15 protein-coding genes are annotated in these 17,758 nt (G+C 69.0%); 6 read left to right on the top strand and 9 right to left on the bottom strand.

The window, feature by feature from the left end; genetic code table 11:
• Positions 1-36: 36 nt before the first annotated feature.
• The 4 genes from galU to smc form a co-directional block, all read right to left on the bottom strand.
• On the bottom strand, positions 37-948 hold the full coding sequence (galU, locus tag ACTFO6_RS06585) for a UTP--glucose-1-phosphate uridylyltransferase GalU (RefSeq protein WP_439933661.1): 912 nt from the start codon (positions 946-948) through the stop codon (positions 37-39).
• 18 nt (positions 949-966) lie between these two features.
• Positions 967-2,988 carry an NAD-dependent DNA ligase LigA gene (gene ligA / locus ACTFO6_RS06580; RefSeq protein WP_439933660.1) on the bottom strand — a complete coding sequence of 674 codons (2,022 nt, stop codon included), beginning with the start codon at positions 2,986-2,988 and terminating at the stop codon, positions 967-969.
• Between the two features lie 48 nt (positions 2,989-3,036).
• The gene (locus tag ACTFO6_RS06575) at positions 3,037-4,107 is read right to left on the bottom strand and encodes a cell division protein ZipA C-terminal FtsZ-binding domain-containing protein (RefSeq protein ID WP_439933659.1); all 1,071 of its coding nucleotides are present in this window, start codon (positions 4,105-4,107) and stop codon (positions 3,037-3,039) included.
• A gap of 61 nt (positions 4,108-4,168) precedes the next feature.
• On the bottom strand, positions 4,169-7,696 hold the full coding sequence (gene smc, locus ACTFO6_RS06570; protein ID WP_439933658.1) for a chromosome segregation protein SMC: 3,528 nt from the start codon (positions 7,694-7,696) through the stop codon (positions 4,169-4,171).
• Between the two features lie 172 nt (positions 7,697-7,868).
• Here smc and queF point away from each other — a divergent pair, with 172 nt between their 5' ends.
• From queF to prmB, 6 genes are all read left to right on the top strand, one after another.
• The gene (gene queF, locus ACTFO6_RS06565; RefSeq protein ID WP_439933657.1) at positions 7,869-8,288 is read left to right on the top strand and encodes a preQ(1) synthase; all 420 of its coding nucleotides are present in this window, start codon (positions 7,869-7,871) and stop codon (positions 8,286-8,288) included.
• A 106-nt stretch (positions 8,289-8,394) separates the two neighbouring features.
• A complete protein-coding gene (gene dapC / locus ACTFO6_RS06560) occupies positions 8,395-9,609 on the top strand; it encodes a succinyldiaminopimelate transaminase (RefSeq protein WP_439933656.1) in 1,215 nt (404 codons plus the stop codon).
• Positions 9,610-9,638: 29 nt separating this feature from the next.
• Complete coding sequence (gene dapD, locus ACTFO6_RS06555) at positions 9,639-10,460, top strand: 2,3,4,5-tetrahydropyridine-2,6-dicarboxylate N-succinyltransferase (protein WP_439933655.1); 822 nt, start codon at positions 9,639-9,641, stop codon at positions 10,458-10,460.
• A gap of 45 nt (positions 10,461-10,505) precedes the next feature.
• Entirely contained in the window at positions 10,506-11,648 is a 1,143-nt protein-coding gene (locus ACTFO6_RS06550; RefSeq protein WP_439933654.1) for a PilT/PilU family type 4a pilus ATPase, read from the top strand.
• Between the two features lie 67 nt (positions 11,649-11,715).
• Positions 11,716-12,846, top strand: a complete 1,131-nt coding sequence (gene dapE, locus ACTFO6_RS06545; protein WP_439933653.1) for a succinyl-diaminopimelate desuccinylase — start codon at positions 11,716-11,718, stop codon at positions 12,844-12,846.
• The gene (gene prmB, locus ACTFO6_RS06540; RefSeq protein ID WP_439933786.1) at positions 12,843-13,745 is read left to right on the top strand and encodes a 50S ribosomal protein L3 N(5)-glutamine methyltransferase; all 903 of its coding nucleotides are present in this window, start codon (positions 12,843-12,845) and stop codon (positions 13,743-13,745) included. The genes dapE and prmB overlap by 4 nt, the downstream gene beginning before the upstream one ends.
• Before the next feature lie 78 nt (positions 13,746-13,823).
• Here prmB and ACTFO6_RS06535 read toward each other — a convergent pair whose 3' ends face one another.
• From ACTFO6_RS06535 to dnaX, 5 genes are all read right to left on the bottom strand, one after another.
• The gene (locus ACTFO6_RS06535) at positions 13,824-14,240 is read right to left on the bottom strand and encodes a PAS domain S-box protein (protein ID WP_439933785.1); all 417 of its coding nucleotides are present in this window, start codon (positions 14,238-14,240) and stop codon (positions 13,824-13,826) included.
• Positions 14,241-14,271: 31 nt separating this feature from the next.
• Entirely contained in the window at positions 14,272-15,168 is an 897-nt protein-coding gene (locus ACTFO6_RS06530; protein WP_439933652.1) for a pseudouridine synthase, read from the bottom strand.
• Positions 15,168-15,764, bottom strand: a complete 597-nt coding sequence (gene recR / locus ACTFO6_RS06525) for a recombination mediator RecR (RefSeq protein WP_439933651.1) — start codon at positions 15,762-15,764, stop codon at positions 15,168-15,170. Before recR ends, ACTFO6_RS06530 begins: the two co-directional genes overlap by 1 nt.
• Before the next feature lie 87 nt (positions 15,765-15,851).
• Positions 15,852-16,175 carry a YbaB/EbfC family nucleoid-associated protein gene (locus ACTFO6_RS06520; protein ID WP_439933650.1) on the bottom strand — a complete coding sequence of 108 codons (324 nt, stop codon included), beginning with the start codon at positions 16,173-16,175 and terminating at the stop codon, positions 15,852-15,854.
• A gap of 22 nt (positions 16,176-16,197) precedes the next feature.
• Positions 16,198-17,748 carry a DNA polymerase III subunit gamma/tau gene (gene dnaX, locus ACTFO6_RS06515; RefSeq protein WP_439933649.1) on the bottom strand — a complete coding sequence of 517 codons (1,551 nt, stop codon included), beginning with the start codon at positions 17,746-17,748 and terminating at the stop codon, positions 16,198-16,200.
• Positions 17,749-17,758 lie beyond the last annotated feature (10 nt).

The following is a 17,758-nucleotide window of genomic DNA, read 5'->3' as shown; positions in this document are numbered from 1 at the left end:
CAAATAGCTATATTAGCTTATCATGATTTTGTTATCTCATTTCCGTCCCCGGGCGGGCGCCGCACCCAGCGTTTCCAGAAAGCCCCCGAGCCCGGCCAGGTAACCGGCAAACGCCTGGCCCACTTCTCCGTGCCTGAGCCCGTAGGCCACCATGGCCTGGAGATAGCCCAGCTTGCTGCCGCAATCGAAGCGGGTGCCGTCGAACTCGAAAGCCATCACGGGCTCCTCCCGGGCCAGGGCAGCGATACCGTCGGTCAACTGAATCTCTCCGCCCGCGCCGGGCTTGAGCCCCTCCAGATGGTGGAACACCCGGGGAGTCAGGATGTAGCGCCCCACCACCCCCAGGGTGGACGGGGCCGCGCCGGGCGGCGGCTTTTCCACGATGCCGCGGATGCGCCGGACTTTCCCCTCGCCTGCGGCCATCTTCACGATGCCGTATTGGCCGGTGTCCGCCGGCGCCACCTGCTGCACCCCCAGCACCGAGCAGCGGGTTTCCTCGAAGACTTCCCTCATCTGCTGCAGGACCGGGGGGCGCGCGTCGATCAGGTCGTCGGCCAACAATACCGCGAACGGTTCTTCCCCCACTACGGGACGGGCGCACAGAATGGCATGCCCCAGCCCCAGCGCATCCACCTGCCGAATGTAGATGCAGGTGATGCCGCTGGGGATCGCCCGCCGCACCTGCTCCAGTAACTGCTGCTTGCCCCGGGCTTCCAGCTCCGCCTCCAGCTCGTAGTTCTTGTCGAAATGATCCTCGATGGCCCGCTTGTTGCGGCCGGTGACGAAGATCATCTGGGTGATCCCGGCGGCGGCGGCCTCCTCCACGGCGTACTGGATGAGGGGCTTGTCCACGATGGGCAGCATTTCCTTGGGGCTCGCCTTGGTGGCCGGCAGGAAGCGGGTGCCCAGTCCCGCCACGGGGAACACCGCCTTGGTGATCGGGAGCATGGAATACCTCCTTAGTCTCTAAGAGCGCACGAGCTTCAGGAACGCGTCCTCGTCCAGGATGGGAACGCCGAGTTCCCGCGCCCGATCGTATTTCGATCCCGGGTCGGTCCCCACCACCACGTAATCCGTGTTGCGGGAGACGCTGCCGGTCACCTTCCCCCCCAGGGCTTCGATCCGCTCCTTGGCCTCCTCCCGGGTCATGCTGGAGAGGGTCCCGGTCAGCACGAAGGTCTTGCCAGCGAGCTCGCGTGCCCCGGCTCGCCGGGTCTCCATGCGCCAGCAATGACCGTAGAAAGGCCGCAGCCCCTCGATCACCTCCCGGTTGTGGCGCTCGGCGAAGAACTGGTGGATGCTCTTCGCCACCACCGGCCCCACGTCCGGCACCTCCATGATCTCTTCTTCGCTCGCTTTCATGAGGGCCCCCAGGCTGCCGAAGTGCTGGGCCAGATCCCGGGCGGTGGTCTCTCCCACGTGGCGGATGCCTAGGGCATAGATGAACCGGGCCAGGGTGGCGTTCCTGCGGCTGCGCTCCAGGGCCTCAAGCAGGTTCTGCGCCGACTTGCGCCCCATGCGGGGGAGCGCCGCGAGCTGCTCTTCGGTCAGGTGGAACAAGTCCGCAGGGGTTTTGACCAGGCCCGTGTCCACCAACTGGTCCACCAGCTTCTCGCCCAGGCCCTCGATGTCCAGGGCCCGGCGGCTGGCGAAGTGCAGGAGGGCCTGCTTGCGCTGGGCCGGGCACACTAGGCCACCGCTGCAGCGGGCGATGGCCTCGTCCGGGAGCCGCACCACGGCCGAGCCGCACACGGGACAACGGGACGGCATGACGAAGCGCCGGGTATGGGCCGGCCGTTTCTCCGGCACCACCGCCACCACCTCCGGGATCACGTCCCCCGCCCGGCGCACGATCACCCAGTCTCCGATGCGGATGTCCTTGCGGCGGATCTCGTCCTCGTTATGCAGGGTGGCGCTCGTCACTGTGACACCCCCCACCTGCACGGGCTTCAACCTGGCCACCGGGGTGAGGGCGCCGGTGCGCCCCACCTGCACCTCGATGTCCAGGAGCTGGGTCATCTCCTCCTGGGCGGGGAACTTGTGGGCGACGGCGAACCGGGGTGCGCGGGAGACGAAGCCCAAGCGCTCCTGGTAGTCCAGGCGGTCCACCTTGTACACCACTCCATCCGTCTCGTAGGGCAGGTCGTCGCGCCGCGCCAGCAGCTTGCGGTAGAAACCCAGCAGTCCTTCCACCCCGGCCACCACCTCCCGGATCGGGGAGACCGGGATCCGCAGGCTTTCCAGATAGTCGAGCAGCCGGCTCTGCCGGTCCCGGGGAATGCCTTCCCCTTCCCCCCGGCCGATCCCATAGGCGAAAAAGGTGAGGGGCCGCTTGGCGGTGATGCGGGGGTCCAACTGGCGCAGGGACCCGGCAGCGGCGTTACGGGGGTTGGCGAAGGGGCGCTCCCCGCGGGCCTGCTGCTCCGCGTTGAGCCTCTCGAAGTCGGCCTTGAACATGAGCACTTCGCCTCGCACCTCCAGGAGCACGGGCGGCGCCTTCGCCTTAAGCCGCAGGGGGATGGCCCGCACGGTACGCAGATTCGCGGTCACGTCCTCCCCCGTGTAGCCGTCGCCCCGGGTTGCCCCCTGGACCAAGACGCCCTCCCGGTAGGTGAGGCTCACCGCCAGGCCGTCGAACTTGGGTTCCACCTCGTATTCCACTCGCTCGACCCCAAGCCCCTCCCGCACCCGCCGGTCGAAAGCCTTCACCTCCTCGTCGTCGAAAGCGTTGTTGAGGGAAAGCATGGGCGCCGCGTGCCGGACCTCGGGGAATTCCTCCATGGGCGCCGCGCCCACCCGCTGGGTGGGCGAATCGGGGGTAGCCAGCTCCGGATAGCGGGCTTCCAGTTCCTGGAGCCGGCGGAACAGGCGGTCGTATTCCGCATCGGGGATCGTGGGGCGATTGAGGACGTAATAGTTGTAGTTGGCCCGCTCGATCTCCTCCCGGAGCCGTTTCGCCTCCGCCACCGCTTCGGCCGGCGCTTTCATGGATGTCTCCTGGCGGAAGTCCCGTCCCGAAAGAAACGTCTTTCCTGCCTAGGAAAAGAGCCGCAGGGCCAGATCGCCGCCGGCAGGAATGCGCCGCGCCTCCATCAAGGCCTGGAGGCGGGCGATTTCCAGGCGGATCTTTTCCAGGCCGGCGTCGGTCAAGGCCACCCGGTTGTCGTCCACCATGACGCCCCCCAGGGTGGTGGCGAAGGTGCGGGCGAGCTGCACCATCTGCCGGAACGCATCCAGCCCGTCCGTGACCCGGGGCAGGTCCAGCTCCAGGGTGAGCCCGTCGGTGGACATCTGGGACAAGGTTTCCGCCCGGAAAGGAACGGCCTGGACGTCGGCCACTTTGAACAGGGCCTCCCCTCGCTCGTCCACGAGGGCGTAGCGACCGTCGGCCGTGAGCTTCAAACCGTTGGACTCCGCCAGGGCCTTGATCTTGGCGCCGTGGAAGCGGCGCTCCCCGGGGCTCACCACGTTGATGCCGATCACCACATCCACTTCGGCGCAGAACTGGTCCAGCAGCGCCGCCCGCACTGCCGCTTCGTCGGCATTGGGCATGGCGACCTGGGCGCCCAGAGCCTGGGCCAGGGCCTGGACCGCGTCCCGGAAGCCCCGCAGCATGACGTCGCTCACCGCCCCGTCCCGGTTGCAGAGCTGCAAGGCCACCCGCGCCCGGTCGTAGCGCCCTCTCATGCCCAAGTGGACTTCTTTCCAGGCGTCTTCCTGGGGGTCATAGACCGCGATCGAGACTGGCTTGCCGAATTCCGCTTTGCGTTGCACCAGGGGCGCCAGAGCGGCGGGTTCGATCGGGGCGGAAAAGGCGAGCTCCGCCACGAAGTCGATGTCATCGTCGAGCTGGACCGTATCGGGCTGGACGGCGGAGGCCGGCGCCGGCTCCAGGCTCGGCTCGGTTCGCGTTTCCGCCACCGGCACCGGTTCTAACCGGGGCTCCACCCGGGTCGGCTGGGCCTTGAGCAGCACGTCCTCGTGGCGATTGCCGAAGGCGCGCTCGGCCTGGCGGCGCAGCCGGCGCTGCTGGACTAGGTTGAACACGTACACGCCCGCCACCACCAGCGCGCCGACCACCAGCAGTCCCAGTTGCAGCTCGCTCATCGCGTTTCCATGTTAACGCCCGGCGGCTCCGGTCTCCAGGGCGCCGGGATTGCACGCCCGCTCAGGCGGCAGCAGCGTCCCGCAGGCGCATCGCCTCTTCCACGTCCACGGCCACCACCCGGGAGACCCCTTGCTCCTGCATGGTGATGCCGATCAGCTGGTGGGCGATCTCCATGGTGAGCTTGTTATGGCTGATGAAGATGAACTGGGTCTGCTGGGCCATGCGCTTCACCAGTTGGCAGAAGCGCTCGGTGTTGGTGTCGTCCAGGGGCGCGTCCACCTCGTCCAGCAGGCAGAAGGGCGCCGGGTTAAGCTGGAACAGGGAGAACACCAGGGCCAGCGCGGTGAGGGCCTTCTCTCCCCCCGAGAGGAGGTGGATGGAGGTGTTCTTCTTGCCCGGCGGTTGGGCGATGACCTGGAGCCCAGCGTCCAGGATTTCCTCCCCGGTGAGGACCAGCCGGGCCTGCCCCCCGCCGAAGAGGGTCGGGAACAGCTCGGCCAGGTGGTTGTTCACCTGGTCAAAGGTGCTCATCAGGCGCTCCCGGGTTTCCCGGTCGATGCGCCGGATGGCGTTCTCCAGGGTTTCCACCGCGGCCCGGAGATCTTCCGACTGGGCGTCCAGGAAGGCTTTGCGCTCCTCGGCGGCCTTGAGTTCCTCCAGAGCCGCCAGATTGACCGCCCCCAGCTCCGCGATCTCGTTGTTGAGCCGGGTGATCTCCCCCTGCAGCGACGAGGCCCGGGGTTTCTCGCCCAACTGGGCGGCCAAGGCCTCCTCGTCGGCGCCCATTCCCCGGAGCTGCTCCTCGAACTGGGCCACCGTGAGCCGCGCTTCCTGTTCCTTGAGCTGGGCCTCGGCGAGCTTCTGGCGCAAGGGCTCGAGCCCCTGCTCGATGGTCAGCCGGCTCTCCTCCAGGGAGCGCAACCGGGCGCTCGCCTCTTCCAAGGCGTCCCGCGCCTGGGCGAGGGCCTCCTCCCGGGACTGGCGCTCCTCCAGGGCGGCCTGCAAAGCGGCCTCGATGGGGGCAGGATCCAACCCGGCCAGTTCTCCTTCGAGGGCTTCCAGGGAGGCCCTGGCCGACGCCATGTCTTGATCTATGACTCTAAGAAGATCCTCAAGCTCATTGATTTTGCTTGACGCGAGCTTCTCGTGATAGACAGCCTCCTGGGCTTCGTGGAGGGCCTGCTGATGGGCCTGCCGCCGTTCCCCCAGGCGGGTCTCGGCCGCCCGGCATGCTTCTTCCTGGACGCTCTCCGCCTGCTTCGCGGCGGCGATCTCTCCCGCGATTTCCTCCAGCCGCTGGATCGCCGCCTCCCGGCGGCTCTTTTCCGTCCGCTCCTGGGCGTCGATCTCCTCCAGCTCGGCGGCGATTTGCCGGCTGCGGGCCCTCACCCGCTCCGCCGCCTCGGCCGCCTTGAGGGCCGCCATTTGGACCTCGTGCCGGCGCTGGCGGGCCGCGGCCAGGGCCGAGCGGTCTTCCTCCAGGGCCGCCTCCAGGGCCCGCACCTGCTCCTCCTCCTGGGCGACGGCCCTGGCCTGCGCCTCGATGGCGGCGCGCTGGGCTATTCCCTCCCGGGCCAGGGCCTCGATCTCCCGCTCCCGGGCCAGCACCCCGTGCAGCCCGGAGTCGGGAACGTAATAGGTGATGCTCGCCCGAGTCACCAGGTGCCCGCCGGGGAGCACGAAGGCCTGCCCCGGCTGGAGCAGGTGCCGACGCTCCAAGGCGGCCTCCAAGGACTGCGCCAGGAAAACCCCCGCCAGCCAGTCGTCCAGGGCCGCCGCCACCCCCTCGTCCCGGCAAGTCACTTGGGCGCGGAGGCGGGGAGCCGGATCCGGGTCCGGGGCCAAAGAAGGCACCGTTTCGGCCCTGGGCTCGAAGCAGGCGAGCTTTCCGGGTGGCGGCCCGTCGCTCCAGCGACCGGCCTCGTCCAAGGCCTCCAGCGCCACCGCGTTGAGCCGCTCCCGCAGCACCGCCTCCAGGGCGTCTTCCCAGCCCTCGCCCACCGCGATCGCCTGCCAGAACCGGGAACGGCCCTGGAGCCCCTGGACGGAAAGCCAGGCGGTAAGCCTCTCGTTGCTCTCGAGCCGCCGCTGGAGCTCTTCCAACGCCGCCCGCCGGGCCTCCACCTCGGTCAAGCGCTGCTCCTGGGCCTGGAGCCCCTGGCGGGCGGCCTCAAGGGCCGCCTGGGCGGCGGGCAGCCGCTCCATGCCCTGGGCCAGGGCCGCCTCCTGCTGCGCGATCCGGCGGTCGATGTCCTCCAGCTCCCGCGCCAGGCGCTCGCCTTCGTCCGGATTCCCTTGGGGCAGCCCCCGCCACTCCTCCTCCAGGCGCTCGCGCCGAGCCGCCAACTGGGCCAGCACCCTCTCGGCGTGGCTCAGATGGGTTTGTTCCACTTCCCGGGCCTGCTCGGCCCGCATGCGCTCCCGCTGAGCCTCGCCGTAACGGGCTTGGGCCGCCCGGTGGGCTTCTTCCAACCGGGGCAGGTCCCGGCCCTCCCCTTCGGCTCGTTCCTGGCGCAGGCGCGCCTCCTCGGTGGCCCGCTCCCGCTTCGCCCGCCAATGGGCGAGCCCCGCCTGGGCGTTGGCCCGGCGCTCTTCGTGCTGGGCCAAAAGATTCCTCGTGGTGCCCAGTTGCTGCTCGATGCGGCTGCGGCTCGCCCGCAGGTGCTGGAGCTGCTGCTCCAGCCGGGCCACTTCCGCGTTCGCCTGGTACAACGCCCCCTGGGCGCCGTGGAGCGCATCGCTCAAGCCGTAGTGGCGCTCCCGGGCTTCCTCCAGGTGGCGCTCGGCTTCCCGCAGCCGGGCGATCTCCCCTTGCAGCGCCGTCTCCAGGCGTTCCATCTCCCGCGCGAGCCGCTCCCGGGCCGCCGCGGCTTCCTGCCTGCGGGTGAGGGCAAGCAGGGCCTGGACGGTGCGCAGCCGCGCCTGGAGCTCGTGATAGCGAGCCGCCACCTGGGCCTGGGCCTGTAGCCGCTCGAGCTGCTTCTCCAGCTCCTGGCGGATGTCGTCCACCCGGGCGAGGTTCTCCCGGGCGTCTTCTAGCCGCAGCTCGGTCTCCCGCCGCCGTTCCCGGTACTTAGACACGCCCGCCGCCTCCTCCAGGAACACCCGTAGCTCCTCGGGCCTGGCCTCGATGATGCGGGAGATCATCCCCTGTTCGATAATGGCGTAGGGACGCCCGCCCAGGCCCGTGCCGAGGAAGATGTCCTGCACGTCCCGCCGGCGCACGTGGAGGTTGTTGATGTAGTAGGAGGACTCGCCGTTGCGCTCGATCACCCGCTTGACCGCGATCTCGGCGTATTGGGACCACTGCCCGCCGGCCTTGCCCAGGCTGTTGTCGAACACCAGCTCCACGACCGCCCGGCTCACCGGCTTGCGCTCCAGGGAGCCGTTGAAGATCACGTCCTGCATGGACTCGCCGCGCAAGGCGGAGGCCCGGGATTCCCCCAGCACCCAGCGCACGGCGTCGATGATGTTGGATTTGCCGCAGCCGTTGGGACCGACGATGCCGACCAACTGGCCCGGGAGCGGAATATGGGTGGGATCGACGAAGGACTTGAACCCGGCGAGCTTGATGTGGGCGAGGCGCAACGGGGTGCCGACCAGTCGTTATAATGTTCGAGAATCAACGGGCATTCGCCGCGCCGGCGCCGCCCGCCCCCCCGGGAGCGCGGCCTGCACCCGCCGGGACGGCGGCCCATCGGGCGGCGACTCCCGCTTGGAGAATGGCCGGCATTTTAACTGAATTGACGAGCAGGCGAGAATGGCCACACGTCCCTCCAAGCAGCTCGAGACCTTCCCCAACCCGGCCCCGGATCGGGACTACCTGATCCACATGGAGATTCCGGAGTTCACCTGCCTGTGCCCGAAGACCGGCCAGCCCGACTTCGCCACCCTGATCCTGGATTACATCCCCGACCGGCGGTGCGTCGAGCTGAAGAGCCTGAAGCTCTACATCTGGTCCTACCGGGATGAGGGTGCCTTCCACGAGGCGGTCACCAACCGTATCCTGGACGACCTGGTGGCCGCCACGGAACCCCGATACATGCGGCTGCGGGCCCGCTTCTACGTGCGCGGCGGCATCTTCACCACAGTGGAGGCGGAGCACCGGAAGGCGGGATGGGAGCCCGCCGCGCCGGTCCTGCTGCCGGAGTTTCCTCGGGAGGCAAGCACACGCGGCTGACCGAACGCCCGCCCGGATCGCGGGTCCGCGCGTTGGCGCCGATGCCACCCGGCCGATATAATTCGCCGGTTTAACGACAACGACGGCGCCCCACGCCCGATCCTCGATGAACCCCCACCTCGAGCGCCTGCAGCCCTATCCGTTCCAGAAACTCCAGCTTCTGCTCCAGGGGGCGAGCCCCAACCCCGCCTTCAGGGCCATCGATCTGTCCATCGGCGAGCCGAAGCATGCGACGCCGCCCTTCATTTTGGAAGCGCTGGCGCAAGCCCTTTCCTCCCTCGCCCGCTATCCCACCACCGCCGGCCAGCCCGCCTTGCGCCTGGCCCTGGCCGACTGGATCGCCCGGCGCTACGCCCTGCCGGAGATCGACCCGGAGACCCAGGTCCTGCCGGTGAACGGGAGCCGGGAAGCCTTGTTCTCCTTCGCCCAGGCGGTGGTGGATTCCGCGCGCCCCGGCGCCACCGTGGTGTGCCCCAACCCCTTCTACCAGATCTACGAGGGAGCGACGCTCCTCGCCGGCGCAACGCCCCAGTTCCTCAACCTGCTGCCCGAAAACGGCTTCGCCCTGGACTTCGCCCAGCTCCCCGAAGCGGTGTGGCGCCGCACCCAGCTCGTGTACGCCTGCTCGCCGGGCAACCCCACCGGCAGCGTGATGGGCCTGGACGAGTGGCGCCGCCTGTTCGAACTCTCCGACCGCCACGGCTTCGTCGTCGCCTCCGACGAGTGCTATTCCGAGATCTACTTCGACGACGCCTCCCGGCCCCTGGGCGCCCTGGAGGCGGCCCACCGGCTGGGGCGCCGGGATTTCCGCGGGCTCGTGGTCTTCTCCAGCCTGTCCAAGCGTTCCAACGCGCCGGGGCTGCGCTCGGGCTTCGTCGCCGGCGACGCGCAGATCCTGGAGCGTTACCTGCGCTATCGCACCTACCACGGCTGCGCCATGAGCCCCGCGGTGCAGGCGGCGAGCATCGCGGCCTGGCGGGATGAAACCCACGTGGAGGAGAACCGCCGGCTCTATCGGGCCAAGTTCGACGCCGTGCTGCCCCGGCTCGAGCCCCTAGGGGCAAGGAGGCCCGACGCCGGGTTTTACCTGTGGCTGCCCACGCCCTTCGACGACACCGCTTTCGCCCGCCTGCTGTACCGCGACTATAATGTGACCGTTCTTCCGGGCTCCTACTTGGCGCGGGAGGCCCACGGCCTCAATCCCGGGCGCAACTTCGTGCGCGTGGCCCTAGTGGCTCCGCTGGACGCCTGCGTGGAGGCGGCCGAGCGCATCCGCCGCTTCGCCGCCGAGGGCCGCGGCGGGGCCGCCGCCGCGGGATGATAACGTCATCGACCGAGGACCCACTGCCGATGAAACAACTCCAGAGCATCATCGAGGAAGCGTTCGAGCGCCGCGGCGAGATCACGCCGCGCAACGTGCCCACCAAGGTTCACGAAGCGGTGATGGAGGTGGTGGACCTCCTCGACAAGGGAAAGCTGCGGGTGGCAGAGAAGATCGACGGCCGCTGGGTGACCCACGAGTGGATCAAGAAGGCCGTGCTGCTGCTGTTCCGCATCGAGGACAACAGCTTCATCAAGGGCGGCTTCACCAACTACTTCGACAAGATCCCGTCCAAGTTCGCGGAGTACAACTCCCGCGACTTCCGCGAAGGCGGCTTCCGCGTGGTCCCCCCGGCGGCCGCCCGCCGGGGCTCCTACATCGCGGCCAACGTGGTGCTGATGCCCTCCTACGTCAACATCGGCGCCTACGTGGACGAAGGCACCATGGTGGACACCTGGGCCACCGTGGGTTCCTGTGCCCAGATCGGCAAGAACGTCCATCTCGCGGGCGGCGTGGGCATCGGTGGGGTGCTGGAACCGGTCCAGGCCAACCCCACCATCATCGAGGACAACTGCTTCATCGGCGCCCGCTCCGAGATCGTGGAGGGCTTGATCGTCGAGGAGGGGGCGGTGATCGGCACCGGCGTCTTCCTCTCCCAGAGCACCAAGATTCTCAACCGGGAAACGGGGGAGATTCTCTACGGGCGGGTGCCCGCGGGCTCGGTGGTCGTCTCCGGCAGCCTTCCCTCCCCGGACGGCAAGTACAGCCTGTACTGCGCGGTGATCGTCAAGCAGGTGGACGCCAAGACCCGCGCCAAGACCAGCATCAACGAGCTGCTGCGGGGCATCTAGCGGCGCGCGCCGCGGCGGCGCGGTTGAAGACCCAAGGAGCATCCCATGATCATCGCACCGCTGCTCAAGCTCATGGCCGAGAAACAGGCCTCGGATCTGTTTTTCACCGTGGGCGCGCCGATCCAGATCAAGATCAACGGCGTGTGCATGCCGATCAACGACAAGCCGCTGGAATCGGACCAGGTGATCAAGCTGGCCTACGGCCTGATGACCGAGGACCAGATCCGCACCTTCGAGGCCACCATGGAGATGAACTTCTCCTTCAGCCTGCCGGAGGTGGCCAACTACCGGGTCAACATCTTCCGCCAGCGGGGCGATCTGGCGATGGTCATCCGGCACATCAAGAGCACCATCCCCACAGTGGAGGAACTCAACCTGCCCGTTATCCTTAAGGACCTGATCATGGAGCGCCGCGGGCTGATTCTAGTGGTGGGATCCACCGGGGCGGGCAAGTCCTCCACCCTGGCGGCCATGATCGAGCACCGCAGCGCCAACCGCACCGGCCACATCCTCACGGTGGAAGATCCCATCGAATTCGTGTTCAAGCACCGCAAGTCTATCGTCAACCAGCGGGAAATCGGCATGGACACGATCTCCTACGCCAACGCCCTCACCAACGCCATGCGGGAGGCGCCGGATTTGCTGATGATCGGGGAGATTCGGGACCGGGAGACCCTCAAGCACGGCATCATCTACGCCCTGACCGGCCACCTGTGCGTGTCCACCCTGCACGCCAACAACAGCTACCATGCGCTCTCGCGCATCATCAACTTCTTCCCCCACGACGCGCGCACCGCCTTGCTGGCGGACCTGGCCATCAGCCTGAAGGCCATCATCTCCCAGCGCCTGGTGCGGGGCGTGGACGGGAAACTCCTGCCGGCGGTGGAGATCCTGATCAACACCACCTACATCTCGGAGCTGATCAAGAAGGGGGAAATCGACGCCATCAAGGAGGCCATGGAGACCACGGTCTCGCCGGGGTCCCAGACCTTCGAGCAGGCCCTGTTCAAGATGTACCAGGCGGGCAGAATCACCCGGGACGAAGCCATGGCCCACGCCGATTCGCCCACCAACCTGGCGGCCCTCATCGACTACGGCCAGATCCGCCTGGCCGAGACCGGCGCCAAAGGACCGGGTGCGGCCGCCCCGGAAGAGCCGCCGATCAAGATCGACCTGATCGACAAGTGAGCCCCTGCATCCCCGGCCCGGCTCCGGCTTCGGGGCGGGGCCGTCCTTCAAAAACCAGAACCGTCCCATGCACCCCGCCGTCGAGCTTGCCCAAGCGCTCATCGCCCGTCCCTCGGTAACCCCCGACGACGCCGGCTGTCAGCAGCTCCTGGGCGAGCGGCTGGAAAGGGCGGGTTTCCGCGTGGAGCGGCTGCGCTTCGGCGCCGTGGACAACCTCTGGGCCCGGCGCGGAACCGGGGGCCCGGTGCTCTGTTTCGCCGGCCACACCGACGTGGTGCCCCCGGGTCCTCTAGAGCAATGGACGAGCGATCCCTTTCGGCCCACGATCCGCGACGGCGTTCTTTATGGCCGTGGAGCGGCGGACATGAAGGGGGCGATCGCCGCCTTCGTGACCGCCGTGGAAGCCTTCTTGAGCGAGCACCCGCGCCACCGGGGCTCCCTCGCCCTGCTCCTCACCTCCGACGAGGAAGGCCCGGCCGTGGACGGCACCGTTCGGGTAGTGGAATTGCTCGAGGAACGGAGGGAGGCGATCGACTACTGCATCGTGGGCGAGCCCACCTGCGCCCGGGTGGTGGGGGACACGCTGAAGAACGGCCGGCGCGGCTCCCTCTCCGGAACGCTCACGGTGAAGGGCATCCAGGGCCACATCGCCTACCCCCACCTCGCCAGGAATCCCATCCACCTGGCGGCGCCGGCCATCGCCGAGCTCGCCCGCACGGTGTGGGACGAGGGCGACGAATTCTTCCCCCCCACCTCCTGGCAGATCTCCAACATCCGCGGCGGCACCGGGGCGACCAACGTGATCCCGGGCGAGGTCACCCTGCAGTTCAACTTCCGCTTCTCCACCGCCAGCACCGTGGAATCCCTCTTGGAGCGGCTGCGGGCGGTGCTCGACGCCCACGGGCTCGAGTACGAGCTCGCGTGGGAGAGGCCCTACAACCGGCCCTATCTCACTCTGCCGGGGCCGCTCGCCGAAGCGCTCAAGGCCGCGGTGCGGGAGGTGGCGGGCATCGAGCCGGAGCTCTCCACCACGGGTGGCACCTCCGACGGCCGGTTCATCGCCCGGATCTGTCCCCAGGTGGTGGAGCTGGGGCTGCTCAACGCCACGATCCACAAGATCGACGAATGCGTGCCCCTCGCCGACCTGGCGCGGCTCGCCGACATTTACGGCCGGGCGCTGCGCCGGCTTCTCGCCTGAGCCCTCCGTTCGACGAAGCGCGGCAGGAGCTCGCCACGGTCCGTGACCTGCTGCGCTTCGCCGTGAGCCGCTTCCGCGAGGCGGGCCTCGCCTTCGGCCACGGCACGAGCGACGCCTACGACGAGGCGGCCTACCTGATCCTCCACGCCCTGCATCTTCCCCTGGATCGGCTGGAGCCGTTCCTGGACGCCCGGCTCACCTCGTCGGAGCGAAGCGCGGTGCTCGAGCTCCTCTCCCGGCGGGTGCAGGAGCGGCGGCCGGCCGCCTACCTCACCGGGGAGGCCTGGCTGGGGGACTTCCGCTTCTACGTGGACGAGCGGGTGATCGTCCCCCGCTCCTTCATCGCCGAGCTCCTGCGCGACCAGCTCGCCCCCTGGGTGGCCGATCCCCATGAGGTGCGCGCCGCCCTGGACCTATGCACCGGCAGCGGCTGCCTCGCCATCCTTCTGGCCCATGCCTTCCCTGGCGCCCGGGTGGATGCCTCCGACGCTTCCGCCGCTGCCCTGGAGGTGGCGGCCCGCAACGTGCGGGATTACGGGCTCAAGGAACGGGTGCGGCTCCTGCGCTCCGACCTGTTCGAGTCCCTGGAGGGAAACCGCTATGACGTGATCGTCTCGAACCCGCCCTACGTGGACCAGGCGTCGATGGAGGCGCTGCCGCCCGAGTATCTCCACGAGCCGCGGGAGGCCCTGGCAGGGGGAGAGGACGGCCTCGACTTCGTGCGCCGCATTCTGGCGCAGGCCCGCTCGTTTCTGGCGCCGGGCGGCGTTCTCGTGGTGGAGATCGGGCATCACCGGGACGTCCTGGAGGCTTCGTTCCCCCAGCTGCCTTTCGTCTGGCCGGAGGTGAGCAGCGGAGCGGGCCATGTGTTCCTGCTCCATCGGGATGATCTTCCCTAGCCCACCTCCGCCAGGGGCTCGGGAAGGGTGGCCCGACCGGTCCCTACCGGCCCGGGGACCGTGCGCCGTCATAAAACTTCATCGTACCGCGGCGGGCTGGCGGCGGGCCTTCTCTTCCTCGTAGCGGGCGGTCGCATCCCGCGCGATCGCGACCGAGCCCACGACGCTTCCGTCGGGTCCGCGAACGACGGCGAAGCTCATGTCCACGTACAGGCGCTTGCCGCTCTTGTGCAGCGCGCGGGTGATGGTGGCGCGTCCGCCGAGCCGGGTCGTCCCCGATTCGATGGCGCGGCGAAAGCCCACCCAATGGGCCCGCCTCAAATGCTCCGGCACGATCAGGTCGAGACTCGCCCCTAGCGCCTCTTCCGCCCCAAAGCCGAAGAGCGCCACGGCGGCCCGGTTCCAGAAGCGGATCACGCCATCGCCGTCGGCGAAGATCACGGCGTCCGCCGCCTGCTCGAGAATCGAATGGGCGAGTTTCGGGTCTTGCTCCATGGTCATCCCTCTCGGATCTCCGATTCGGAATTCAGCCCCGGAGGCGCGGGGGTCTGCTCCGCCGGGCGGCAGTCCGCCGGCCATCCGGGCGGAACCGTTCCCGCCGCTCCGGGGAAGCGGCGGGCTGGGAGGCCCGGCGGCTTGCGGGCTTCTTCTTGCCGGCGTCGGTCCGGGGCGAGGGCGCTGGCAAGCCCACCGCCTGGAGCAGGGCTTCCACCGCCTCCGGCGCCAGCTCCCGCCAGCGGCCCCGCTTCAAGTCGGAAGGCAAGGCGACAGGGCCGAAGCGGATGCGGATGAGCCGGCTCACCTCGTGGCCCACCGCGGCGACGAGCCGCCGCACCTCCCGGTTGCGCCCCTCCCGCAGGGTCATCCGGTACCACACGTTGCTCCCCGAACCGCCGGCGTCTTCCAGGACCTCGATCCGGGCCATGCCGTCTTCGAGCCGCACGCCGGAGAGGAGCCGCTGCTTTTCCTCCTCGGTGAGCGCCCCTCGCACCCGCACCGCGTACTCCCGCGCCATCGCGTAGCGGGGGTGCATGAGGCGGTGGGCCAGTTCCCCCGAGGTGGTGAGGATGAGCAGCCCCTCCGTGTTGTAATCGAGCCGTCCCACGGGCACCCAGCGGCCGCCCCGGGCCGGTGGCAGGTGCTCGAACACGCTCGGGCGGCCCTCCGGATCCCGGCGGCTCACGATCTGCCCCGCCGGCTTGTGGTAGAGGAGCACCCGAACTTCCTGGGCCGGGGACACCCGAAGGGTACGCCCGTCGAGGCGCACCGTGTCTCCCGGCTTGACCCGGGCGCCCAGCACCGCCGGCCGGCTGTTGACGCTCACCCGTCCCTGGCGGATCCATTCCTCGATCTCCCGGCGGGAACCGAAGCCCGCCCGGGCCAGGACCTTCTGCAGCCGTTCCCCCTGGGCCGCGCCCGCCATCAGAGGCCCCGCCGCTCCCGCACCGCCTGGGCGAGCGTCCCCGCGTCCACGTGCTCCAGCTCCCCGCCCACGGGCAGTCCTCGGGCGATGCGGGTGATCTTGAGCCCGTGGCCGCGCAGCAGCTCGCCGATATAGTGGGCCGTGGCCTCCCCTTCCACGGTGAAGTTGGTGGCGAGGATCACTTCCCGCACCACCCCGTCCTGGGCCCGCCTGAGCAGCCGATCCAGACCGATCTCCCGCGGGCCGATCCCGTCCAGGGGGGAAAGACGTCCCATCAGCACGAAGTAGAGACCCTGGTAGCACTGGGCCTGCTCCATCATGAGGAGATCCCCCGGGGTCTCCACCACGGCCAGCAAAGCGGGGTCCCGGCGGCGGGAGCGGCACAGCTCGCACACGGGCTCTTCGGAGAAGTTGTTGCAACGTTCGCAGTGGCGGATGCGGGCGAGGGCCTGTTCCAGCGCCTTAGCGAGCCGGGCCGCCCCCTCCCGGTCCCTCTGCAGCAGGTGATAGGCCATGCGCTGGGCCGACTTGGGTCCGACCCCGGGCAAGCAGCGCAGGGCTTGCACCAGGTCTTCCAGGCTGGAGACGGGTTTCATGGAAACAAGCGGAAACTGGAGGCGCGCGGCGGACGGAAAGCGCCCCGCCCAGCGAAAGGCAGGCCTTTCGCCGCGGGCGGCGGGGATTCAGAACAGCTTGAGCCCGGGGGGTAGGGCCATGCCGGCGGTCACGGCGCTCATGCGCTCCTGGATTGTGGCCTCCACCCGCCGCACCGCATCGTTGACCGCCGCCGCCACCAGGTCCTCCAGCATGTCCTTGTCCTCGCCGCCCAGCAGGCTGGGATCGATGACGACCCGCTTGACGTCGTGGCGGCAGGTCATCACCACCTTCACCATCCCGGCGCCGGCCTGGCCTTCCACCTCCAGGCTCGCCAGCTCTTCCTGGACGCGCTTCAGGTTTTCCTGCATCTGCTGGGCCTGTTTCATGAGCCCGGCGATTCCGCCTTTCATCGGTATGCTCCCGCGTGTGGCTTCAGTTGAGCGGCTTGATGGAGGAATCGACCAGTCGCGCGTCGAAGTTCTCGATCAGCTCGCGCACGAAGGGGTCCTTTTCGATCGCCTCGATGGCCTTCCGCTGGCGCTCGCGCCGCTCCCGGTTGGCCATTTCGGCCGGGGAGAGGCCGGCACCGGCGCCGCAAGTGAATTTTACCTTGAGCGGCCGCCCGAAGTGCCGGCGCACGGCCTCCGCCACCCGCTCCTCGTAGCGCTTGTCCAGGAGGTAGCGGTGGGCCTCCGGCAGGCGAAGGGAGAGCTCCTGGTCGTTCAGACCCGCCAGCTCGCAATGCTCGGCGAGCTGCTTCGCCATGCCCGAAAGCCCGAGGCTCGCCACGAGGGCCGGCCAGTCCACCTCCGTCCGGTACGCCGCCCGGCTGGACGCGGCCGCCGGGGCGGGAGCCTCCCCGGCGGCCGGCGGGAGGGAACGGGCCGGAGGAGTCTCCTCCCCCTGGGGCGCGAAGGCCAGCATGCGCAGCAGCGTCATGGTGAACCCGGCGTACTCGTCCGGGGCGAGATCGAGCTCGCTGCGGCCGTGGATGGCGATCTGGTAGTAGAGCTGCACCTCCTCCGGGTCGAGGAGGCGCGCCAGGGTCAGCACCTGCTCCCGGTCCGGAACCTCCTCGCCCAAGGCCCCCGGGGCGGCCTGGGCCAGGGCCACCTGGGTCAGCAGGGCGGCCAGGTCTTGGAGCGCTCCTTCGAAGGAAGCGCCGGCGGCCTCCATTTCGTCGGCGATGGCCTTCAGCCGGGCGCCGTCGCCCGCCTTCACCGCCGCCAGGATGGCGCCGAGGCCGCCCCCCGCCACCGTGCCCAGCATAGCTCGCACCGAGGCCTCCTGCACCCGGCCGCCCCCATGGGCGATCGCCTGGTCGAGGAGGCTCAAGCCGTCCCTCAGGCTCCCCTGGGCCGCCCGTGCCAGGAGCTGCACCGCGGCGGGCTCAAAGGGGATTCCCTCCGCCTCCAGCACCTGGCGCAGCCGCCCGGCCACCTGGGGAGCCGGGATGCGCTTCAGGTTGAACTGGAGGCAGCGGGACAGCACCGTGACCGGGATCTTCTGGGGGTCGGTGGTGGCCAGCACGAACTTGACGTGCTCCGGCGGCTCCTCCAGGGTCTTGAGCATGGCGTTGAAGGCACTGCGGGAGAGCATGTGCGCCTCGTCGATGATATAGATCTTGTAGCGGCCGCTCACCGGGGCGTAGAGGGCGTTCTCTAGCAGCTCCCGCATGTGGTCCACCTGGGTGTTGGAGGCGGCGTCCAGCTCGATCAGATCCACGAAGCGGCCGGCGTCGATCTCCCGGCAAGCGCTGCACGCCCCGCAGGGGGTGGCGCTCACCCCGCCCTCGCAGTTGAGCGCCTTGGCCAGCACCCGGGCCAGGGTGGTCTTGCCCACTCCCCGGGTTCCGGTCAGAAGATAGGCGTGATGGAGCCTGCCCTGCTCCAGGGCGTTCGCCAGCGCCCGCACCACGTGCTCCTGCCCCACCAGCTCCTCGAAGCGGCGGGGGCGCCATTTGCGGGCCAGGACTTGCGTCACCGATCAAACC

Origin of the sequence: Pelomicrobium sp. G1 (genome assembly GCF_051905455.1) — a bacterium.
Lineage (GTDB): Bacteria > Pseudomonadota > Gammaproteobacteria > Burkholderiales > UBA6910 > Pelomicrobium.
This window is presented reverse-complemented; position numbering and strand designations above follow the sequence as displayed.